Annotated in this window: 21 protein-coding genes; 10 read left to right on the top strand and 11 right to left on the bottom strand. The window is 61.9% G+C overall.

Annotation, left to right across the window (positions count from 1 at the left end; translation table 11 throughout):
* Nucleotides 1–94: 94 nt before the first annotated feature.
* The 4 genes from ACR0J1_RS06110 to ACR0J1_RS06095 all read left to right on the top strand — a co-directional run bounded on the left by ACR0J1_RS06110 (nt 95) and on the right by ACR0J1_RS06095 (nt 3035).
* Nucleotides 95–787 (top strand): helix-turn-helix transcriptional regulator, encoded by a 693-nt coding sequence (locus tag ACR0J1_RS06110; protein ID WP_480731419.1) that lies wholly within the window; start codon nt 95–97, stop codon nt 785–787.
* A 120-nt stretch (nt 788–907) separates the two neighbouring features.
* On the top strand, nt 908–1579 hold the full coding sequence (locus ACR0J1_RS06105) for a YiaD family glycine zipper/OmpA-like lipoprotein (RefSeq protein ID WP_480530624.1): 672 nt from the start codon (nt 908–910) through the stop codon (nt 1577–1579).
* 107 nt (nt 1580–1686) lie between these two features.
* Complete coding sequence (locus tag ACR0J1_RS06100) at nt 1687–2229, top strand: NADPH-dependent FMN reductase (protein ID WP_480731417.1); 543 nt, start codon at nt 1687–1689, stop codon at nt 2227–2229.
* Nucleotides 2230–2270: 41 nt separating this feature from the next.
* Nucleotides 2271–3035 carry an HTD2 family dehydratase gene (locus ACR0J1_RS06095; RefSeq protein WP_480732140.1) on the top strand — a complete coding sequence of 255 codons (765 nt, stop codon included), beginning with the start codon at nt 2271–2273 and terminating at the stop codon, nt 3033–3035.
* Here the strand turns inward: ACR0J1_RS06095 and ACR0J1_RS06090 are convergent.
* Nucleotides 3027–3503, bottom strand: coding sequence for a GNAT family N-acetyltransferase (locus tag ACR0J1_RS06090; RefSeq protein WP_480731415.1), 477 nt, complete (start codon nt 3501–3503; stop codon nt 3027–3029). The two genes, ACR0J1_RS06095 and ACR0J1_RS06090, sit on opposite strands and share 9 nt — an antisense overlap.
* Nucleotides 3500–4534: an NAD(P)/FAD-dependent oxidoreductase gene (locus tag ACR0J1_RS06085; RefSeq protein ID WP_480731413.1), complete on the bottom strand. Its 1035-nt coding sequence runs from the start codon at nt 4532–4534 to the stop codon at nt 3500–3502. Before ACR0J1_RS06085 ends, ACR0J1_RS06090 begins: the two co-directional genes overlap by 4 nt.
* A gap of 55 nt (nt 4535–4589) precedes the next feature.
* Here ACR0J1_RS06085 and mnmC2 point away from each other — a divergent pair, with 55 nt between their 5' ends.
* Together mnmC2 and ACR0J1_RS06075 are read left to right on the top strand one after the other, a co-directional pair.
* Nucleotides 4590–5255 (top strand): tRNA (5-methylaminomethyl-2-thiouridine)(34)-methyltransferase MnmC2, encoded by a 666-nt coding sequence (gene mnmC2, locus ACR0J1_RS06080; RefSeq protein WP_480731412.1) that lies wholly within the window; start codon nt 4590–4592, stop codon nt 5253–5255.
* Nucleotides 5252–6121 (top strand): DMT family transporter, encoded by an 870-nt coding sequence (locus ACR0J1_RS06075; protein WP_480731410.1) that lies wholly within the window; start codon nt 5252–5254, stop codon nt 6119–6121. Before mnmC2 ends, ACR0J1_RS06075 begins: the two co-directional genes overlap by 4 nt.
* Here ACR0J1_RS06075 and ACR0J1_RS06070 read toward each other — a convergent pair.
* Nucleotides 6095–8059, bottom strand: a complete 1965-nt coding sequence (locus ACR0J1_RS06070) for a lytic transglycosylase domain-containing protein (RefSeq protein ID WP_480731408.1) — start codon at nt 8057–8059, stop codon at nt 6095–6097. The genes ACR0J1_RS06075 and ACR0J1_RS06070 overlap by 27 nt on opposite strands.
* Before the next feature lie 133 nt (nt 8060–8192).
* On the opposite strand from ACR0J1_RS06070, the gene dapA reads away from it, so the two are divergent.
* A complete protein-coding gene (dapA, locus tag ACR0J1_RS06065; protein ID WP_480731406.1) occupies nt 8193–9065 on the top strand; it encodes a 4-hydroxy-tetrahydrodipicolinate synthase in 873 nt (290 codons plus the stop codon).
* Nucleotides 9066–9190: 125 nt separating this feature from the next.
* Here the strand turns inward: dapA and ACR0J1_RS06060 are convergent, their stop codons facing one another.
* The 5 genes from ACR0J1_RS06060 to pdxR all read right to left on the bottom strand — a co-directional run bounded on the left by ACR0J1_RS06060 (nt 9191) and on the right by pdxR (nt 17238).
* Nucleotides 9191–10063 (bottom strand): dimethyl sulfoxide reductase anchor subunit family protein, encoded by an 873-nt coding sequence (locus ACR0J1_RS06060; RefSeq protein ID WP_480732138.1) that lies wholly within the window; start codon nt 10061–10063, stop codon nt 9191–9193.
* Nucleotides 10063–10812, bottom strand: a complete 750-nt coding sequence (locus ACR0J1_RS06055; RefSeq protein WP_480731404.1) for a 4Fe-4S dicluster domain-containing protein — start codon at nt 10810–10812, stop codon at nt 10063–10065. Before ACR0J1_RS06055 ends, ACR0J1_RS06060 begins: the two co-directional genes overlap by 1 nt.
* A gap of 91 nt (nt 10813–10903) precedes the next feature.
* Entirely contained in the window at nt 10904–13720 is a 2817-nt protein-coding gene (locus ACR0J1_RS06050) for a molybdopterin oxidoreductase family protein (protein ID WP_480731402.1), read from the bottom strand.
* 166 nt (nt 13721–13886) lie between these two features.
* A complete protein-coding gene (gene xsc, locus ACR0J1_RS06045; RefSeq protein WP_480731401.1) occupies nt 13887–15653 on the bottom strand; it encodes a sulfoacetaldehyde acetyltransferase in 1767 nt (588 codons plus the stop codon).
* 124 nt (nt 15654–15777) lie between these two features.
* Nucleotides 15778–17238 carry a MocR-like pyridoxine biosynthesis transcription factor PdxR gene (gene pdxR / locus ACR0J1_RS06040; RefSeq protein WP_480731399.1) on the bottom strand — a complete coding sequence of 487 codons (1461 nt, stop codon included), beginning with the start codon at nt 17236–17238 and terminating at the stop codon, nt 15778–15780.
* 115 nt (nt 17239–17353) lie between these two features.
* Here pdxR and ACR0J1_RS06035 point away from each other — a divergent pair, with 115 nt between their 5' ends.
* Nucleotides 17354–17662: an ArsR/SmtB family transcription factor gene (locus ACR0J1_RS06035; RefSeq protein WP_480731397.1), complete on the top strand. Its 309-nt coding sequence runs from the start codon at nt 17354–17356 to the stop codon at nt 17660–17662.
* Nucleotides 17655–18686 carry a permease gene (locus ACR0J1_RS06030; RefSeq protein ID WP_480731395.1) on the top strand — a complete coding sequence of 344 codons (1032 nt, stop codon included), beginning with the start codon at nt 17655–17657 and terminating at the stop codon, nt 18684–18686. Before ACR0J1_RS06035 ends, ACR0J1_RS06030 begins: the two co-directional genes overlap by 8 nt.
* 41 nt (nt 18687–18727) lie before the next feature.
* Here ACR0J1_RS06030 and ACR0J1_RS06025 read toward each other — a convergent pair whose 3' ends face one another.
* Together ACR0J1_RS06025 and ACR0J1_RS06020 are read right to left on the bottom strand one after the other, a co-directional pair.
* On the bottom strand, nt 18728–19117 hold the full coding sequence (locus ACR0J1_RS06025; RefSeq protein ID WP_480731393.1) for a hypothetical protein: 390 nt from the start codon (nt 19115–19117) through the stop codon (nt 18728–18730).
* Nucleotides 19118–19171: 54 nt separating this feature from the next.
* Nucleotides 19172–19933, bottom strand: coding sequence for a DUF1013 domain-containing protein (locus ACR0J1_RS06020; RefSeq protein ID WP_480731391.1), 762 nt, complete (start codon nt 19931–19933; stop codon nt 19172–19174).
* Nucleotides 19934–20063: 130 nt separating this feature from the next.
* Between ACR0J1_RS06020 and ACR0J1_RS06015 the strand changes: the two genes are divergently transcribed.
* Nucleotides 20064–20693: a ribonuclease T2 family protein gene (locus ACR0J1_RS06015; protein ID WP_480731389.1), complete on the top strand. Its 630-nt coding sequence runs from the start codon at nt 20064–20066 to the stop codon at nt 20691–20693.
* A gap of 115 nt (nt 20694–20808) precedes the next feature.
* Here the strand turns inward: ACR0J1_RS06015 and ACR0J1_RS06010 are convergent, their stop codons facing one another.
* Nucleotides 20809–21366, bottom strand: a complete 558-nt coding sequence (locus ACR0J1_RS06010) for a class I SAM-dependent methyltransferase (RefSeq protein ID WP_480731387.1) — start codon at nt 21364–21366, stop codon at nt 20809–20811.
* Nucleotides 21367–21604 lie beyond the last annotated feature (238 nt).

Here is a 21604-nt window from a genome sequence, read left to right as displayed (position 1 = left end):
CTCCTTTCGGTTGAGCCCAGAATTGCCGATCACTCCTGACACCACCTTGTCAGGGGGATGTGCTAGGGTGTCAGCAGAAATGCCGGAGACCCAGATGCGCCGTTCCACCCGCCTGTTTGAAATCATTCAGATTTTACGCGCCGCCCCCGCGCCTGTGACGGCTGAGACGTTGGCAGACAAGCTGGAGGTGTCCGTCAGGACGGTCTATCGCGACATCGCCGCGCTTCAGGCTCAGCGCACGCCGATCGAGGGCGAGGCGGGGGTCGGGTATCTGATGCGGCGGGGGTATGACCTGCCGCCGCTGAACTTTGACGCCGAAGAGGTCGAGGCGCTGTGGGTTGGCCTGTCGATGCTGGCGCGGACCGGTGACAGCACGTTACAGCAGGCCGCCGACCGGGTGTGCCGCAAGATCGAGGCCTTGCGCGCGCCCGCTGATTGGCTGCAGGTCGCGCCGTGGGGTGCACCGTTGGATGATCCAGCCAAGGGCTGCGTGCCGGTCGTGAATTACCGTGAAGCGATCCGGTCCGAGCGCAAAATTCGTATCACCTATGTCAATTCCCAAGGCGAGCGGACTGAACGTACTGTACGGCCCGTCGCCCTGATCTATCACATCGAATGCACTATGCTGGCGGCGTGGTGCGAGCTGCGCAATGGTTTTCGCCATTTCCGCACAGACCGCATCTGGGCTTGTGAGCTGACCGAGGATCACTTCTGTGGGCAGGGTGAGCCGCTGCGTGCGATCTGGCAGGAACAGAACCGCTGGGACGCGCCTGGACAGGCCCACTGAACGGCGCGTAACTGCCAATTCACCCGATTGTTGCTTGAGCCTGGGCCCAAGCGGCGCGATATAATGGGGCAAAGAACGTGGCACCAACCAAAACGGATGCCAGAGCAGAAGGTTGAACTTATGACGATTTCCAAGTTTGTTGTTGCCGCCGGGCTGAGCTCGGCTTTGGTTTTGGGGGCCTGTACGGACCCCGGTACGCTGAACTTGCCCTCTGATCCTAATCAGAACGCCAAGCAAGGTGCGATTCTGGGCGGTTTGATCGGGGCCGGGGTTGGCGCGATTGCCAACGACTCTGATCCGCTTCTGGGTGCGTTGGCCGGTGGGGCCATCGGGGCCGCCGGTGGCGGTGTCATCGGCAATCAACTGGACCGGCAGGCTGCCGAACTGCGGCAGCAACTGGCCAATGACGGCATCACCATCACCAATGCGGGCGACCGTCTGATCGTGACCGTGCCCAACGACATCACCTTTGCCACCGACAGCTCGACCGTGAATCCGGCGCTGCGGGCTGATCTTGTACGCGTGGGGCAGAACCTTGTGCGCTATCCCAACTCGAACGTGCAGGTCATCGGCCATACCGACAGCGATGGCGAGGCATCCTACAATCAGGGCCTCTCGGAACGGCGCGCCCGTTCGGTGGCGGATATCCTGCAGGCCAATGGCGTGAACAGCGGCCGGATCACCACGATTGGTCTGGGCGAAAGCCGCCCCGCCGCCTCGAACCTGACGCCCGAGGGCAAGGCCCGCAACCGCCGCGTCGATATCGAGATCATTCCCAGCGGGCGCACCTAATCTGGCCGGGCACCCTGCGGTGCGCACAGTGACTGCGCGTCACCGGGGCTTTGGTCCGGAACGATCTTTGGCTAACTATTGGGGAAACACGGCAACGGAGTTTCCCCATGTCTGATCCCATCCTTCTTGGCCTCTCCGGCTCGCTGCGGCAGGGCGCGACCAACCGCAAACTATTGAGCGAAGCGGCGCGCCTGTTCGCGCCCGGCACATTTATCGAGGCCGATCTGAACCTGCCGCTTTATGACGGTGATCTGGAAACCGGCGAGGGTATCCCCGAGGCCGTACAGGTGCTGGCGGATCAGATCGCGCAGGCGGATGCGGTGATCATCTCGACCCCGGAATACAACAAGGGGCCGTCAGGCGTTCTGAAAAACGCGCTGGACTGGGTCAGCCGAACCAAGGACAAGCCGTGGATGGACAAGCCGGTGGCCGTAATGTCCGCCGCCGCGGGCCGCGCCGGGGGCGAACGCGCGCAGATGATCCTGCGCTCCTTCATGGTGCCGTTCCAGCCGCGCATCCTGCAGGGGCCCGAAATTCATCTGGCCGACAGCTCTAACGAGTTTGATGCCGAGGGACGTCTGACCAATGACCGCTATGAACACACTCTGCACGCCCTGATGCAGAAGCTGCGGGCCGAGGCGGGGGTTTGACCTACGAAGATGCGATAGGGGCCGAGGTCGTCGGAGACCCGATGGATCCCGCCCGCGCCCGAGCGTTGCAGGTCGCGTTGGGGCACGCGCCCTCGGTTGAGGCGGGCGCGGCCCTGCCACCGTTTTTCCATCACCTGTATTTCTGGTCACCCTTGCCGCCGTCTGATCTTGGGCGGGACGGGCATCCGAAGGTTGGCCTTGGGTTGATCCCGGATATGGGTCTGCCGCGGCGGATGTGGGCCGGAGGTCGATTGCAATTCCACCGACCTCTGATCGCGGGCGTTGAAGCCGAACGGCGGTCGCTCCGGGAAAGGGCTGCGCAGAAGACCGGCCGCAGCGGTCCGCTGGGCTTTGTCACTCTGCGCCACGAGGTCTGGCAGCAGGGCCAATTGTGCCTGACCGAATGGCAGGATCTGGTCTATCGCGAGGACCCGTCGCCCCGGGTCCATCCTCCGCAGCCCCCGCAGGCCCGTTCGGATGAGACCGACCGCCGCGAGGTCAGCTTTGATACCACCCTGCTGTTTCGCTATTCCGCGCTGACCTTCAACGGGCATCGCATCCATTATGATCTGGATTACGCGCGCGAGGTTGAGGGCTATGCCGGGCTGGTCGTGCATGGGCCTTTGCTGGCGCAGCTTCTGATGCTTTATGCGACCGAGTTGATGGGCCAGCTGACCGCGTTTTCCTTCCGCGCCACGGCCCCGCTGATGCACTTTGAAACTGCGACCCTCTGTCGGAACGGGCAAACGCTGTGGACGCGCGGGCCCGACGGACGCGAATGTATGCGGGCCGAGGCGCTAACCTAGGCGCTTTTGCATCGTGATTGAGGTGGTGCGGTCGTACCCCGGATGGGCCACCTCACCAGTTTTGACAAACCCCATGCGGGCAAAGGCAGCGTGGTTCTCGACAAGCTCGACGCGGGTTTGCAGTTCCAACACCTCTAAACCCAGCGCCTTTGCGCGGGTCTCAGCAAGCGTAACCAGCCGCCGGGCCAAACCCCGCTCCCGCTGGCTTCGGTCGACGGCCAGTTTACTCAGATACAAACGCCCGGGCTTTGGCGTCAGAAACACAACGGCATCCGGGCGCGTACCGATGACCCAGACCTCACCCTCTCGCGCCTGATCCCGCAGCGTATCCTCGGTCAGTCGGTGCATGGATGAGGGCGGATCAATGCGACCTTCCATATAAGCAAAGCTTTCGCGGATTAGCACCAGCACCTCCGACAGTTTCGGACTGTCCGGGAACAGGCGCTGCGGCGGGACTTCGAAGGTCACAACGACGCCTCGGGCCGGAAATCGTCGGGGATCGCGTCTTTGCCGTCCAGCATCAGATCGGCCATGACCTCGGCCACCTTCGGGGCCATGCCGAAGCCGATCTTGAAGCCTCCGTTGGCGATGAACTGGCCTTGGTGCAAAGGATGCGCACCCAGCATCGGGGCGCGGCTTTTGCTGCGGGGGCGCACACTGGCCCATCGCTCGATCACCTCGGCCCCGTGCAGCAGGGGCAGCGCGCGGGTGGCGCGGTCCAGCACATCGTCCAGTGCTGCATCGGTGCTGGTGGGGTCATCATAGCCCCGTTCGGACGTCGATCCGATCGCCAGCGTGCCATCCGCGTGCGGCACGATATGAACCGCATCCGCGAATAGCTGCGGCACCTCTCCGGCATCAAACCGCAGCAAGGCGGCCTGTCCTTTGACGCCATTGCCAACGGTTTTGCCGAAGGCGCGGCTGAGCTCATCCAGACCGGCCAAGCCCGTGGCGTGAATGACCTGACCCTTGTCGGGGGCCTGTGTTGTCACCTCGACCCCCATCACCCCGAGCGCTGCAACCAAAGCAGCACAGGCGCGCCGGGGGTGCATTCGTGCGCTCAACGTGTCGTGGATGATAAAGCCAGTGGGGCTGGGCGGGCACCAAGCGCCGAGCTCGTCCACCGGGCGCACGGTCCAACGGGCGCGCCCTTGCCATAGCATCTCGGCCGTGGTTGCCCGCGTATGGGCGAGGTCAAGGCTGCGCTGGTCGCCGACGGGCTGCAACCGACCCAGCCGCGCATAGCCGGGGGAAACGCCACCCGTCGCCTCCACCTGTTGCCAGAACGGTTCGGCCATGATCAGGCTGTCGAACTGAAAGGCCTTCTTGGCGTTCCAGTTCTCGGGCACATGCGGCGCAAGCGCCCCCACCAGCCCTCCGCTGGAGCCTGCGCCGGGGCCGAAGGGGTCGACCACCTGAACCTTGGCCCCGCGTCGGGCGCAGGTCCATGCGATGGACAGGCCAAAGATGCCTGCGCCGCGCACCGTCACATCGACCATTGCCAATCCCCTTTTCCTTGTTCAGTGTCGCGCCGCCTAGCTACAGGATAACCCGATGGCAGACCAGCGTGCCGAACTGACGTGGACCGAGGATCAGATTCCTGTCTCGGATCGTTTCGACGATCCCTATTACTCGTTGCAGAACGGGTTGGAAGAGACGCGCCATGTGTTCCTTGCAGGCAACGACCTGCCTGCGCGCTTTGCACCCGGATTTCACATCGCCGAGCTGGGTTTCGGCACCGGCCTGAACATGCTGACCGTCTGGTCCGCGTGGGAGGGTGCAGGGCAGACCTCACCGCTGCGGTTCACCAGTTTCGAGGCCTTCCCGATGGCCCCAGACGATATGGCCCGCGCGCTGGCGGCGTTTCCCGAACTGTCGCCATGGGCGGATCGCTTTCTGGCGGTCTGGACGGGCCAGAGCTGCACGTTGGATACGTTGCATCTTGAGGTCATTGTCGGGGATGCCCGTCAAACCCTGCCGGGCTGGGATCATACGGCGGACGCATGGTTTCTGGATGGCTTCTCACCCGCCAAGAACCCCGAACTATGGGGTGCGGAACTGATGCAGCAGGTGGCTGACCACACGGCGCCGGGCGGCACGGCGGCAACCTACACCGCAGCCGGGTTCGTACGCCGGGGCTTGGCCGACGCCGGGTTCGACGTTACCCGCAGCCCCGGCTTTGGCCGCAAGCGGCACATGACCCGGGCGGTGAAGCCATGAGCCAGCAGAACAACGTAAACGCGGGTATTGCGCTGATGATCGGCGCAACCATCGTGTTTGCGTTGCAGGATGGTATCTCGCGCCATCTGGCGGGGGCTTATAACACCTACATGGTGGTGATGATCCGGTACTGGTTCTTTGCCGCCTTCGTGATTGCACTAGCAGCCAGATCACCCGGAGGCCTGAGGGCTGCAGCGCAGACCAGTCAGCTTCGGCTGCAGATTTTCCGGGGCCTGCTGCTGGCCGGAGAAATCTGCGTCGCTGTTTACAGTTTCACGATCCTCGGGCTGATCGAAAGTCAAGCGGTGTTCATCTGCTACCCGCTGCTGATCGCAGCCCTCAGCGGCCCGGTGCTGGGCGAAAAAGTCGGCTGGCGGCGCTGGGCTGCGATCGGTGTCGGTTGTGTCGGCGTTCTGATCATCCTCCAACCCGGAGCAGGCGTGTTCAACCCTTGGGCGGTGATCCCGCTGATCTCGGCGCTGATGTTCGCGGTTTACGGCCTGCTGACCCGATACGCCGCGCGGCGCGACAGCACCGCCACCAGCTTTTTCTGGACCGGCGTGGCAGGGGCCGTCGCTATGACCGCTATTGGCATATGGTTCTGGGAACCGATGGCTCGCAGCGACTGGCTATGGATGGGGCTGCTGTGCATTTCAGGTGCGCTGGGGCATTGGCTGCTGATCAAATGTTATGAAATGGCCGAGGCCAGCGCCGTACAGCCTTTCGCCTATTTCCACCTGATGTGGAGCGCTATTCTGGGCATCACCGTCTTCCACGAGACCTTGCGCCCCGCAGTTGTGCTGGGCGCAGGGCTGGTGATCGCGGCGGGCCTGTTCACCCTATGGCGCGAAAGACGCAAGGGTTGAGCCGGTCAACTCCTGTGAAAACGGCACCGGAAGAGGCGGTTGGCCCAGCCGCGCACGATAGACCGGGAGGCTCTCGGCGACGCGCATGACATAGTTGCGGGTTTCCTTGAAGGGGATGGTCTCGATCCAGTCGATCACATCCACCTCACCCCGGCGGGGGTCGCCATAACGCTCCATCCATGAAATCGGGCGACGGGGTCCGGCGTTGTAGCCAGCCGCCATCATGACGACGTTGCCGTTGAAATCCTCGGCCAGGCTGGACAGGTAATTCGCCCCCAGCTTGGCGTTGTACCGCCAGTCCGAGGTCAGCCGCCCGGTCTTGTGTCCGCTGAGAATACCAAGATCCTTGGCCACCAACTGCGCCGTCGCGGGCATCACCTGCATTAGCCCCCGTGCGCCCGCGCCGCTGATCACCACCGGATCGAATTCGCTTTCGCGCCGGGCAATGGCCAAGGTCATCTCTTTTGCCATCGGCAGGCCGATATCGGCGACTGGATGCACGGGATAGTAGGCGGCTGGCAGGACAACCCCGGTTGTCGCCGCGCGTTTGGCTATCATGACGGCCAGATGCGGCTCATTCAGTTCCAGCACCAAATCGCCCAACTGATTGGCCTGCGTCTGATCGAGGCTTTCGACCAAATGGGTCAGGAAGCGCTCCGACAGATTGCCCTCACCCGCCTGCAACAGAAGCAACCCGGCCTCGAGCACGCTGGAGTCCGCGAACGCGGCCTGTTTCCAGTGCGCGGCGCGGCGCGGGTTCGCCAATTCTGGGTCAAACGGTCGGCCAATGCGCTCGGCTGCCAGCAAACCATAGAACGAGGTCTGATGATCCGCCCCAACTGCATATGCTTCATATGCTTTGTCTGCATCTCCCAGTGCCGCATAAGCTCGCCCCAGCCAATACCCGCCGCGCCCTTTGGAAATGGGGGATTGCACCGCGCCCGAGAAGTTCTGGAAATGGCGCACCGCCGTCGCCGGATCATCCAGCCTGCGTAGGGCAAGGAACCCGGCCAGCCATTCGAGATCGGCATAGCCATAGCCCATATCCGGGGTCATGTGATGATTGGCGGCGATGGCATAGGCGCGCTCGGCGCTGCCGGTTCGCATCTCAAGCCGCGCTAGCCTGCGCCGCCCCTCGGCCCACTTGTCCGGCTCACCCAGCGCGTCAGGCCCGGTCGACCGGGCCAGCATCAGATCGATGGCGCTGTCGTCCAGCTCTTTCCGATCACGCCAGACAAACCGGTCAAAGGCCAGCCCGGGCGCATCGGCCAGAGATTTCGGCACCGCCGCCACCTTGCCATCCACCCCGTTCTGACGTTTTTGCAGAGCGATCCGGGCCTCGGCCAGCTTGCGCTGATCGGCGCTGATCAGGGGCAACATCTGGCCGGCGCTGACCAGATGGCCATCCCACAACATCCGGTCCATGCGCGCCGCGTGATGCGGCTTCAGCAGCTTGTCGAAGTTCTCCAGATAATCCTTCTGCAGTCCTGAACCCATCGGCATGGTCCGCCACGCGGTCACGATATCGGCCTCGGCCTCGCCATGGCGCCCCTTGCTCATCAGCGCGACGGCATAGTTCAGCGACCCTTCGGCGGTTTGTGGCGGCATCCCGGCATAGAATTTCAGCACCCGGTCCGCATCGGCATTGGTAAAGGACGGCTCGCTCTTGCGGCGCAGCCAGGCCAGGCCGGGCCAATCGGGGCGACGTTCAAGGAAAACCAGCACATCCCCCGAGCTGCCGAAGCCCTCGCGCAACCAGTGCCAGACGATGATGTCCCGAGACACCGACCCGCGCGCGCCCGAGGTGCTTAGGGCCGCATTCCAATCCCCCTTGCGCATCTCATACAGACCGGCACGCAGGTCGCCCGCCGCGTCGGCCCGCACCTGCCCGACCGAGCCCAAAATCACCACCACCAAAAGCGCCAGTACGCGTGTCATGCCTTGCATTTCCCAACCAACCAAGGATAGAGCCATTCAGGATAAACCTTGCGCCGCCGGGATCAACTCGGATCGCTATGATTGTGATGGCCCGTGACGCAAAAACTGCTAACTGCACCTTAAGGAGCGTTCCATGTTCAAAGGCTCGATGCCCGCCCTGGTCACCCCGTTCAGCAACGGCGCGTTGGACCTGGAGACGCTCAAACATCTGGTCGAGTGGCAGATCAGCGAAGGCTCGACCGGCCTGGTGCCCGTCGGTACAACCGGCGAAAGCCCGACGCTGACCCATGATGAACACGAAACGGTCGTTGCCGAAGTCGTGAAGGCTGCCGCAGGCCGCGTCCCGGTGATCGCTGGGGCCGGGTCCAACAACACGGTCGAGGCGGTCCGGTTCGTCCAGTTCGCTGCAAAGATCGGCGCTGATGCGGCGCTGGTTGTGACGCCCTATTACAACAAGCCGACGCAAAAGGGCCTGCTGGCCCACTACCGCGCGCTGCACGACAGCGCCGATATTCCGATCATCATCTACAATATCCCCAGCCGCTCGGTGATCGACATGACGCCCGCGACGATGGGCGAGTTGGCCCAACTGCCACGCGTCGTCGGAGTCAAGGACGCCACAGGCGATCTGGCCCGCGTCAGCCAGCAACGCGCCAGCTGCGGCTCGGACTTCTGCCAGTTGTCCGGCGAGGATGCGACGGCATTGGGATTCAACGCCCATGGCGGCGTCGGCTGCATCTCGGTCACGGCAAACGTGGCCCCGAAACTCTGTGCCGAATTCCAGCAGGCAACGCTTGCGGGCGATTACGCCAAAGCTCTGACCTATCAGGACCGCCTGATGCCCCTGCACGAGGCGATCTTCATCGAACCCGGTCTCGTTGGCGCCAAATATGCCCTTAGCAAGCTGGGCCTGTGCAGCCCCGAGGTCCGGTCGCCCCTGACCGAACTGGATGCCAGTACCAAAGCTGCCATCGATGCGGCCATGACCCATGCGGGCCTGATCTGATCCACCTGCAACCGGGCGGCACCCCGCCCCGGCGCGCGGCTTCTCTTCCTGGGGTTCCAAACTTCATCTGGCCCCAAATATCCCGGGGGAGGTGCGGCTTGCCGCGCCGGGGGCAGAGCCCCCATTCATCGTTTGCCGTAATACAACCCGACAACGTGTTCTGCCTGCGCGAAGAACAACCAGCGCGAGGTTGCGACGCCTGCGATATGCGACAGGACGGCGAGGGCAGCAAAAAGATGGCTGAAGGGGACCAGCAGCAAAAGGACCGGCAGACCAAACGCAAGGAGAAACGAAATTCCCCGCAGCTTTGCCGCATGTCTGCGTCCGACCACATGGACGAATTCTCGCAACAGATAGTTGGTCCCGGTATGGGGTGGTTCAAACGCGCGGAGAGAACCGCGTTCACTCAAACCTGTCGCGGTGCCCAGATCGGTGCCCGCCGCCGCGAAAGCCTTGTCTCCCTGGCGCCAGTAGAGAAGCTGAACCAGCGCCGCGATCAGCAACATGGGCACGGCGACACGGGTCTGACCGGCCAGAAGGGCACCTCCGGCCAAGCTGAAGCTTAGAAAGAGGATAGGCGTCAGCTTCATGTTCCAGCGCGGAACGGTCCTGAGTTGGGTGTAGATCATCGATGTCGTAAACACCGTGGCCAGAGACAGTAACGCCCCAACCCACCCCAGAAGACCAAACCGTTGGTCCAGAAAGACCACGCCCAACGCATAGATCCCCATGACGATCAGAGCGAGCACTGCGCACCAACCCTCGCGGCTGAGCCAGCTGGTTTTCCATTGCGTAAAGGCCTTCCAAGCCCGCTCCGGATGGCCGAGGTGAAAGGTCGAGGCCAGCAATCCACCAACAGACAGCGCGTAGGCGATGGCAAAGAACACCAAAGCCACCCAGCCGGAAACATTCGGCATCCCGAGGCCAAGGAAGAACAGCATCCCGAAGCCCAGCCCCGACAATGTGGTGAAGAGGATAACGGAAGGGGCCGGATGCATCAGAACTTCTCCAACGTCTTGTCGAGCCATCCGAGAAAGCCCTTGGGGTCTTCCGCCACAGGGGCCAGCAGCGGGGCCAGTATGTTGATCTGTTCGTCCACCGTGTCCTTTGCCCGGGGCGGCAGGTATTTGTTGACCGGTTTGGTGCCCATCTCAGGCATCAGGTCCATGCCGTCGCGTTCGGCAACCAGCTTGCTGACATCGCTGTCCGGGTCGCCCAGATCGCCGAAATGCCGCGCGCCGGCGGGGCAGGTGCGGACGCAGGTCGGGACACGATCCACTTCGGGCAGGTTCTCGTTATAGATGCGATCTACGCAGAGGGTGCATTTCTTCATCACGCCTTCGGCCATGTCCATCTCGCGCGCGCCATAGGGGCAGGACCAAGCGCAGAGACCGCAGCCGATGCAGTCGCTTTCGTTGACCAGCACGATTCCGTCCTCGACTCGTTTGTAGCTGGCCCCGGTCGGGCAGACGGTGACGCAGGGGGCGTCCTCGCAATGCAGGCAGGATTTGGGGAAGTGGATCAGTTGGGCGGGGCCGTCGGCGGGCTGCACTTCGTAGGAATGAACGCGGTTCAGGAAGGTGCCCGAAGGGTCGGCTCCGTACGCATCCTGATCCGACAGCGGCGCACCGTAGTTTTCGGTATTCCACCCTTTGCACGAGATCACGCAGGCGTGGCAGCCGACGCAGGTGTCGAGGTCGATCACCAAGCCCATCTTGCGGTCTGTGGATGTGGGGAGCTGGGTCATGCCAGTGAGCCTTCGTCGGTGTGGTGAGGGCAGGAGCGAGGGGCCAGCCCCTCGCGCTCCCCGGGATATTTATGGCCAGATGAAGAGTGGATCATTCGCCCACCTTCCAAGCGAGGTTTCTTGGGCCAGTGCCGACGGGAGATTTGATTGGGTTAAACTCGGGTTGGCTTTCCGCGTCGCTTGGGGGGGCGGACTTTTCGATTTTGACCTTCAAGTCGAACCAGGCGGCCTGACCCGTGATCGGATCGGAATTGGCCCATCGCATGCCGTCTCCCTTAGGCGGCAGCAACTCGTGGATCAGATGGTTCAGCAGGAAGCCTTTGGTGGCCTCGGGCGCGTCTTCCTGCAGCGCCCAGGCACCTTTGCGTTTGCCGATGGCGTTCCAGGTCCAGACGGTGTTTTCATTCAGCGCGGCCATTTCCATGACCGGGACAGTTATTTCACCATGAGGGGAGGTGACTTTGGCCCAATCTCCGTCTTGCAGATTGTGTTCGCGCATCAGTTTGGTGGGGACGTAAAGCGGGTTGCGTCCATGCAATTGCCTAAGCCAGGCGTTCTGGGTGCCCCAGCTGTGATACATCGCCATCGGGCGCTGGGTCAGGGCGTTGATGGTGAAGCCCTCGTTGCCCTGCTGGTCCGTCTCATACCAGATGGGCAGCGGGTCCATCGTGCCTTTGAGCCTTTTGCGCAGGTGGTCGGGCGGCTGGTGGTTGCCGTGACCTTCAGCGGCCAGTTGAAACTTGCGCATCGGCTCGGAATAGAGCTGGAACAGGTAGGGCTGTGGACTGTCATAAATCCCCATGCCTACGGCCCAGTCCTGATAGGCTGTGTTCCACGGTTTGTAGTAATCCGCGCCCTCAGGGATATGCGCGACGTAGAAGCCGCCGTTCTCGATATAGCGGTCCAACTGATTGGGGTTGACCACACCACGGCCTTCCTTGTCGCCGTTTTCGCCCCGGAACCCCGCCAGCGGACCGATCCCCGGTTTGCGCTGGTGGTTGACGATGTAGTCGGCATAGTCTTTCCACTTGGGAGTGCCGTCTTCGTTGGTGAAGCCCGGCAGGCTCATGCGGTTGGCAAGCTGGATCAGCACCGACTGAAAGCCGCGCACGTCGCGGTCGGGTTCGACCACCGGCCAGCGGATGGCGTCGGCGGCGGCGTCGGCCTCGCAGATCGGGCGATCCAGCAGCGAGATGCAGTCGTGGCGTTCCAGATAGGTGGTGTCGGGCAGGATAAGGTCGGCATAGGCCACCATTTCCGAGGAATAGGCGTCGGAATAGATGATCCTTGGGATGACGTATTTGCCGTCTTCGTTGCGGGCCGACAGCATCTCCATCACGCCCTTGGTATTCATGGACGAATTCCACGACATATTCGCCATATACATAAACAGCGTGTCGATCTTGTAGGGATCACCGGCGGCAGCGTTTGAGATCACCATATGCATCAGCCCGTGGGCGGACATCGGGTTTTCCCATGTGAAGGCCTTGTCGATGCGTTGGGCATTGCCGTGCTCGTCCAGCAGAAGGTCCTCGGGGCCGCGCGGGAAGCCCAGATGGGGGCCTTCCAGCGGGCGGCCCGGGCGGCGGTCGCCGTGGGGTGTCGGGTGTGCTTCGACCGGTTTCGGGTAGGGCGGTTTGAAGCGAAATCCGCCGGGGACCTCAACCGTGCCCAGCAGGATTTGCAGCACATGCAGCGCGCGGCAAGTCTGGAAGCCGTTGGCATGGGCCGAGATGCCGCGCATGGCGTGGAAGCTGACCGGGCGGCCTGTCATTTTGCTGTGTTTCTCGCCCCGGAAGTCGGTCCATTCGTGGTCCAGCTCGATGGCCTCATCAAAGGCGACACGGGCGATTTCGGCGGCGATGGCGCGGATTTTCTGGGCTGGGATACCGCAACGTTCGGCGACGTTTTCCGGGGCGTGGTCGTCGGATAGGTATTTCTCGGCGATCAGGTGAAAGACGGGACGGTGCGTCACGCCGTCTTTGTCATATGTGGCCGACAGGTCCGGGCGCACACCGGGCTTGTCGAAAGCCGTTGGTTCACCAGTGACGCGGTCGATGACCAGCGGTTTGCCGTCTGCGTCGCGCAGGAACAGGCCCTTCTCGGGGCCTTCGGCGGCGTTCAGCAGAACTGGTGCGTTGGTGTAGCGGCTGAGGTAGTCGAGGTCGATCTTGCCCGCTTTCATCAGCACATGGATCAGCGACAGAATGAACAGACCATCGGTGCCGGGCGTGATGCCCACCCAATCATCGGCCACCGCGTTATAACCCGAGCGGATCGGGTTCACGCCGATAACCCGCGCGCCGCGCGCCTTGATCTTGCCGATACCCATCTTGATCGGGTTGCTGTCATGATCCTCGGCCACGCCGAACAGCACGAATAGTTTGGTGTGGTCCCAATCGGGCTGGCCGAATTCCCAGAACGCACCGCCCATCGTGTAGATACCGCCCGCTGCCATGTTGACGGAACAGAAGCCGCCATGGGCTGCATAGTTCGGGGTGCCGAAATTCTGCGCCCAAAAGGATGTAAAGCTTTGGCTCTGGTCGCGCCCGGTGAAGAAGGCCAGCTTGTGCGGTGCGGTTTCGTGCAGCTCGTTCAGCCAGCCGACGGCGGTGCTGATCGCCTCATCCCATTCGATCTCGCGGAATTCGCCGGACCCGCGCGGACCCACCCGGCGCAGCGGCTTACGCAGGCGCGAAGGCGCGTTGACCTGCATGATCCCGGCGGAGCCTTTGGCGCATAGAACGCCCTTGTTCACAGGATGATCGCGGTTGCCTTCGATATAGGCGACCTTGCCGTCTTTCATATGCACGTTGATGCCGCAGCGGCAGGCGCACATATAGCAGGTGGTCTTGCGCACCTCATCTGAAACCTTGGGCGACAGGTCGATCTTGGGCTGATGCGTCACGTTAACTCTCTCCCTGTGGCCGGTCGCCTTGGGACCTGAACCTGCGGGCCATTGTGAGAACTTTAGTGCCGGGCTCAAGCGTTTCGTTACTGTTCAGATGGGTTTCCGGCTTTTTCGAAACTAATATATGAGGGCCGGGCCGCCGGGACCCGGCCACGTCATGATGTTATTGCTGACGCATGTCTGCTGCGTCGATGCCTGCCACTTCGACCGGCTTTTTCATCGCATCGCGGCGGAAAGGTTCGCCCAGTTCCTGATTGATCATGGCTTCGATCAGGGTGGTGATACCGTTCTTCTGATCCTCGACTGCCTGCGCCAGAGCCGCCGTCAACTCGTCCATCGTGCGCGCGACCACGCCTTTCAGGCCACAAGCTTGCGCGATGCCGGCGTAGGAAACCTGAGTATCCAGCTCGGTGCCGACAAAGTTGTCGTCGTACCACAGGGTCGAGTTCCGTTTCTCAGCACCCCACTGATAGTTGCGGAACACCACCTGCGTGATGGCGGGCCATTCCTCGCGGCCGATTGCGGTGAGTTCTGTCACCGCGATGCCGAACGCGCCATCACCCGAGAACCCAACAACCGGCGTATCCGGACAGCCGATCTTGGCACCGATCACCGAAGGCAGGCCGTAACCGCAAGGGCCAAACAGGCCGGGGGCCAGATATTTGCGGCCCTCTTCGAACGACGGATAAGCGTTGCCGATGGCGCAGTTATTGCCGATATCCGAGGAAATGATGGCCTCTTTCGGCAACGCGGCCTGAATGGCGCGCCACGCCTTGCGAGGGCTCAGCCAGTCGGGCTTGGCCGAGCGGGCGCGCTCGTTCCATGTGGTGCCGGGATCGTCGTTCTCGTGATCCATCGAGGACAGCTCCTGCGCCCATGCGGATTTGGTGGTGGCGATCAGGTCTTTGCGGGCCTGACGGCCTTCGTCACCAGCGGTGCCTGAGAGCCTTTCCAGCAAGGTGTCGGCAACCTTTTTGGCATCGCCCACGATGCCGACGGTGACGGGCTTGGTGAGGCCAATCCGCTCGGGTTTGACGTCAACCTGAATGATCTTGGCGTTGGTGGGCCAATAGTCGATGCCGTAACCCGGCAGGGTCGAGAACGGGTTCAGGCGCGTGCCCAAGGCCAGCACCACATCCGCCTGCGCGATCAGCTGCATCCCGGCTTTCGAGCCGTTATAGCCCAACGGACCCGCATGAAGCGGATGCGAGCCGGGGAAGGCGTCATTGTGCTGATAGCCGCAGCAGACCGGCGCATCCAGACGCTCGGCCAGCGCAACGGTTGACGGGATCGCGCCTGACAGAACCACGCCCGCGCCGTTGAGGATCACCGGGAAACGCGCGTTCGACAGCAGCTCGGCAGCCTCATCCAGTGCGGCTTCTCCGCCCGAGGGCAGTTCGAAATCGACGATCCGGGGCAGTTCGATATCCACCACCTGCGTGAAGTAATCACGCGGCACGTTGATCTGCGCGGGCGCGCTGTAGCGTTTGGCGTTCTGGATCACGCGGCTGAGCACTTCGGCCATGCGCGAGGGGTCGCGGACCTCTTCCTGATAGCAGACGCAGTCGGCGAACATATTCATCTGCTCGATTTCCTGAAACCCACCCTGACCCACGGTCTTGTTCGCTGCCTGCGGCGTCACCAGCAACAGCGGCGTATGGTTCCAGTAAGCGGTCTTCACGGCGGTCACGAAGTTCGAGATACCGGGGCCGTTCTGCGCGATCATCATCGACATCTTGCCGGTGGCGCGGGTATAGCCATCTGCCATCATCCCGCCCGAGCCCTCATGCGCGCAGTCCCAGAAGGTGATCCCGGCCTTGGGGAAAATGTCCGAGATCGGCATGAAGGCCGACCCGATAATGCCGAACGCATGTTCGATCCCGTGCATTTGCAGCGTTTTGACGAAGGCTTCTTCGGTGGTCATTTTCATCTGCATGTTCTCCGATCAAGGATGGCTGGAACGGGGTCTGTCGCCCCTATTTTCCGGTTGGTTTTGACCCAAGGGTGTCTATGGCGATAGGGCCAGAACTGCAGGCGGGATAGGTCCAGTGGCGTCACGCCTGCGCAATCGCCTCGGCGATTTTCGCGATCCCCGGCCCGATCCGGTCGGGCGGGATCGAGGAATAACCGAGGCGATAGTAGGTCTTTGGTCGCTGCGGGCCGAAAAAGAAAGGCTCTCCGGGTTCGATATGTACGCTTTTGTCCTGCAGATGATGCGCAAGCCGCGTGGTGTCCACATGCGCGGGGGCCTGCATCCAGATCGACGACCCGCCCAGCATTCCGCGCCCCGCGACCGTCAGACCAGACTGACGGATCGCCTCATCAATGGCCTCGCGCCTGTACTGAAGGGCCTTGGACATGCGCCTGATCTGCGCATCGTAGTGCCCCAGAGACAGGAAATAAGCCGCTGTGCGCTGCACATGGCCGGGCGGGTGGCGCAGGACTAGCGACCGTAGGGCACGGGCCTCGCGGATGAAGCTTTCGGACCCGACCATGTAGCCCAGCCGCAGTCCCGGAAACAGAGATTTCGAGAAGCTGCCCACATAGATCACCCGCCCGTCCGTATCCAGCGACCGCAGCGCGGGCGAGGGCGCGCCCAGAAAGGACATCTCGAATTCATAGTCGTCTTCCACGATCATCGCGTTCAACTCACGCGCGCGGCGCAACAGGGCGTGGCGGCGGTCGATGGGCATCGTAGCTGTGGTCGGGCATTGATGGCTGGGAGTGGTGAAGATGACATCGGTGTCATCGGGGATCGCATTGGGCGGCAAGCCGTCGCGATCTACGCGCAGCGGGGCCAGCTTGCATTCGGAATGGATCAGAAGATCGCGCAGGGCGTAATAGCAGGGGTCTTCGATGGCTGCCTTGCGGTCCCGGTTGAGCAGGACGCGCGAAGCCAGCCACAGGGCGTTCTGCGCGCCCAAGGTAATGAGTATCTCTTCGGGCCGGGCGGCGATTCCGCGCCGGGGCAGGGTGTGGCGGGCGATGAATTCTATCAGCAGTGGGTCGTCGCGATCCACATAATCGCCGGTCAATGTGTCGAAGTCTTTATGGCCTAACGCGCGTACAGCACAGAGGCGCCAATTCGCATGGTCAAACAGAGTCCGGTCAGCCTGACCGTAGATGAATGGATGGCGGTAGTCGCGCCAATCGCTGGGTTTCGGCAGAATATCTCCACCCGAAAACCGGCGCGCCAGTGCTACGTCCCAGTCCACCGTCTCGCTCTCGCGTCTTTGTGGGGTATAGGTTGGGGGCACGGGGGCGTTGTCCGACACGTAGTAGCCCGAGCGTCCCTTTGCTGTGAGATAGTCATTGGCCAGCAACTCAGTATAGGCCAGCGTGACCGTGATCCGGCTGACCCCCAGATGTGCTGCCAATTTTCGGGACGAGGGCAGTTTCTCGCCGGTATGAAAGCGACCCGACAGGATGCCCTCGGCGATCATCTGTTGGATCTGCGCCTGCAGCGTACCCTGTCCGTTGCGCTCCAGAAAGAAGGTGTCGACCGAGATGCCCATGGATTGCTTATAGATTGGACTTAAGGCGGGGGCAATCTGGACTTATCCACGGGTGATTGACTTGTGGTTCCAAAAGAATTAAATAACTATAAATCTAGTTTAATGGAGATGGCAAATGTGGGAATCAGTTGCTGCCGGGTTTTCGGCCATGGGGTCCGAGGCCCGGCTGAAAGTCCTCAAGACGCTGGTCCGCGCCGGTCAGACCGGGCTGACGGTTGGAGAAATACAAAACCGCACGGGCATCGCGCCGTCGACTCTTGCGCATCACCTGAGGTTTTTGGCCGCCGGTGGCGTTGTGGAACAGGAAAAGATCGGGCGCAGCACCATTAACCGGGCGTGTTTCGATGAACTTAGGAACCTTGCGCAGTTCATCCTCAGCGAATGCTGTGCAGACGAAGTGGGAAAGGCCGCGAACGATGGCTGAACTGACACAGAATCCCAAGCCACTGGGGCGGAACCTGGTTGACCTGATCAAGACGCCCTGGGCGCTGATTGTCGCCCTATTGATCGCTGTCGCGCTGCTTGATCCGGGCAACTGGGTTGAGGTCGTGACATTTGCGGGCAAGGCGCTCGCGCATACAGGGCAATACATCCTGTTCGCGGTGCTGCTGTTGTCTTACCTCAAAGCCACAGGGGCCGAGGTTATGGTGGCCCGCGCGTTTGAGGGGCGCGAGACGCGGATGATCTTTCTCGCCGCGCTGTTCGGCGGGCTGGCTCCTTTCTGTTCCTGCGAGGTGATCCCGTTTATCGCCGGGCTTCTGGCGCTGGGTGCGCCCTTGTCGGCCGTCATGGCCTTCTGGCTCAGCTCGCCTCTGATCGACCCGCCGACCCTTTTGATCACCGCAGGCGCGTTGGGTTGGCCCTTTGCCATCGGCAAGGCCGTCGCTGCGGTAGCGCTGGGCCTGTTCGGAGGCTTTGCGGTCCGCGCCCTGATGCGCGGCGGCGCGTTCGCCCAGCCCTTGCGCGAATACAAACCCGCGGGTTGCTGCGGCTGCGGTCCGAAAAAGGACGACAAACCAGTGTGGAAATTCTGGCAGGAGCCCGAGCGCCGGGTCCGCTTCCGGTCGGAGTTCGTCCATAACGGCCTGTTTCTGCTGAAATGGCTGGCGCTGGCTTACGTGCTCGAGGCGCTGCTGGTCAGCTACGTCCCTGCCGACCTGATCGCTCGCGTTGTCGGGGGGGAAGGTGTACTGCCCATTGTCACCGCCGCGCTGGTCGGGATGCCTGCCTACCTGAACTCCTATGTAGCGCCGCCGCTGCTGGCGGGGTTGATGGAGCAGGGGATGACCGCAGGCGCTGCGATGGCGTTCATGGTGGCCGGGGCCGTCAGTTCGATCCCTGCGATGGCAGCGGTCTGGTCGCTGGTTAAGCCACGCGTCTTTGCCACTTATCTGGGGCTGGGCATCAGCGGAGCCATCGTCTCAGGCATTCTGTTTCAGATGATCTGAAGGAAAAACCGCCCGGTGCGACCACCGGGCGGTTTTGCTTGTCAGCTTGCCTCGCAGTAGCGAGGCAGTTTGAACCGGTAGCGCGGCTCACCGCTTTCCACATAGACGCGTTTTTCGATGCAGGCGCTGGTGCCGACGGTTTGCGCAACGGGGGCCTCTGTCGATGTCACCGACGCGGCTGAGCCATCTGGCAGGCGGACCGAGGCAATCACCCCATTCTTCAGATCACCGTTGATCGGCGTGGCGGACAGCACGGGTACGGTTATGAACGAATGGTGCTCGTGGTCACCATCGTCACCAAGAAACACAAGCCCCGAGATGATCAGGACCATCAACAGTGCGCCGGCAATCGCCAGACCTTTGGTCTTGAGGAAGACATAGATCGACACAGCGCGGTGCGGGCCAAAGAGCGCGGACAGAACATTCAGCATGGCATTTCACAATCGAAAAGGCCCCGGCTGGGTTCAGTCGGGGCCAAGATCAGGTCAGGGGCGCAGATCGTCTTCCTCGTCTTCGTCGCTGCCGCCCTTGGGCAGGTTGAAGAAGCTGTCAGCGTCGACGATCGGTTCATCCTCGTCCTTGTCGTCGCCGTCATCAGACAGCGAGAATGTTTCCAGCCCCTCGATCGCGGTCGGAATCTTGGGCGCGGCATCCATATCCAGCGATTGTTCGGTCGAAACCAGCTTGCGGCGCTCATCATCGCTCATGACGCCGCCTTCGGCGGCTTTCTTCGCAGCGGCCTTCTGGACGATGGCGTCCAGCTCGGACTGTTTGCACAGGCCCAGGGCAACCGGGTCGATCGGCTGCATGTTCGAGATGTTCCAGTGCGTGCGCTCGCGGATCGACTGGATCGTGGGCTTGGTGGTGCCCACCAGCTTGGCGATCTGACCGTCGCTCAGTTCGGGGTGGAACTTAACCAGCCACAGAATCGAGTTCGGACGGTCCTGCCGCTTGGACAGGGGCGTATAACGCGGGCCGCGGCGTTTTTCCTCGCCCGAGGCTGCCGGGTTGAATTTCAACTTCAGCTTATGGAGCGGGTTGCTCTGCGCGGTGTCGATTTCTTCTTGCGTTAGCTGGTTGTTGGCGATGGGGTCAAAGCCTTTCACACCAGCGGCCACATCGCCATCCGCGATGCCCTGCACTTCCAGTTCGTGCATGCCTACGAAATCCGCGATCTGCTTGAAGCTGATCGTGGTGTTGTCCACCAGCCATACGGCGGTTGCCTTGGCCATCAGGGGTTTTGCCATCAGCCCATCTCCTTTGAATACATCTGTCCCGTCGCCGGAATTCGGCGGCCCCGAGGTTGTGGGGCAGGTTTCCGTTGTCGGGGAACTTGGGGCCTATATAGTCGCGTCACCGAAAGAAGGGAAGAGGCGAATGCGCTGGGTAGTATTGTGGGTGCTGAGCGCCGTGACTGCGATGGCCGAGGGCGAGAAGGCGGGCGTGTTCGACTACTACGTTCTGTCGCTCAGCTGGTCGCCCAACTGGTGCGCCCGCGAAGGCGATGCGCGCGGGTCAGACCAGTGTGATGCGCGGCATGACCACGGTTGGATTCTGCACGGGTTGTGGCCGCAGTTTCATCAGGGCTGGCCGTCCTATTGCCGCACCCCCGAGGCCCCGCCGTCGCGCGCGATGACGCGGGAAATGGAAGATATTCAGGGCAGTTCAGGGCTTGCATGGCATCAGTGGAAGAAACACGGAACCTGCTCGGGGCTTTCTGCCCCGGACTACTTCACCCTGTCGCGGCAAGCCTATGATCGCATTGCGCGCCCTTCGGTCTTTCGCAAGCTGGAGGCTTCGGTCAAACTGCCCGCCGCTGTGGTGGAAGAGGCGTTTTTGCAAGCCAACCCGACGCTAGAGCCGGACATGATCACCGTGACCTGCAAACAAGGTTACATTGAAGAAATCCGCCTGTGCCTGTCCCGCGACCTCGATCCGGTGCCCTGCGGTCGGGACGTGATCCGGGATTGCAGGGCAACGGACGCCCTGCTTGATCCGATTCGCTAGAACGTTCTGGTTTGAGCAATCCTCATCGCCAGCCGCCACCATGGCTGAGCAAATGGCTCGGCCAAGTGGGTACCTAGCGGGCCACGGCGAGATGCCGCCCGAAACTGTCGACGGGTCAACTGTTTTCGGGCGGCTTATAGGCCACATAGCTCTTGGGAAAGCCAAGCTTCCATTCGGTCCAGATCTGACCGTTCGGGAACAGATTTCTGATCTCGGACCGCATCAGGACAGTTGTGCCAACGACCATCTCCGTCCAGGCAGGCAATTTCTTCTGCCAGCCTGCGATAAGCTTGTTTTTGATCCATTTCGGATAGAACCACCAAAACGGCATGTTGCAATGCGCTTCGATCGGGAACCAGATCGAAGGGGTCTGCACCCAGTAACTGGGCGCAAGCCTTTTGACCTCGGACGCCATGCGCCGGCGGTTTTCGCTATCGCCGACGTGTTCGATCACGCTGTTCGAGAAGGCGATATCAAACGACATATCCTTGGCGAAATCGACATCGCAGGCGTCGCCTGGCAGCAAGGTGACTTTGTGTGTCGAGTACTCTGGTTCTGGCGACATCGAATCCGGCAGGTTGATGATGGTGAGATCCAGAGGCAATGGGAAATCCGCCCAGAACTCGGCCGTGCCCCCAAGGTCGATAATCCGCTCTCCGCCCTTGATATTCATACGCTCTATGAAAATCCGACGCCGACGTCGACGTGCGGCCGCAGAGAAGGGTTCCTTGAGCTTCATCAAACTATGAAAAATGAAATACTTCATGAATAGACCTGAGTTATGAATGGCGGGCGGCTAAGAATCCACTTTGATAGGCTTCTACAGAGCAAAAGAACGACCGGAAGCAAAGTCATTCTGGATCAGGGCGCCCCGATTTGGAACTTGTTTCGATGCAATCATCCCCGGACGC

It is taken from the genome of Ruegeria sp. CJ3 (genome assembly GCF_056536725.1).
The sequence above is the reverse complement of the archived record's forward strand: the minus strand, read 5'-3'. Positions and strand labels throughout refer to the sequence as shown.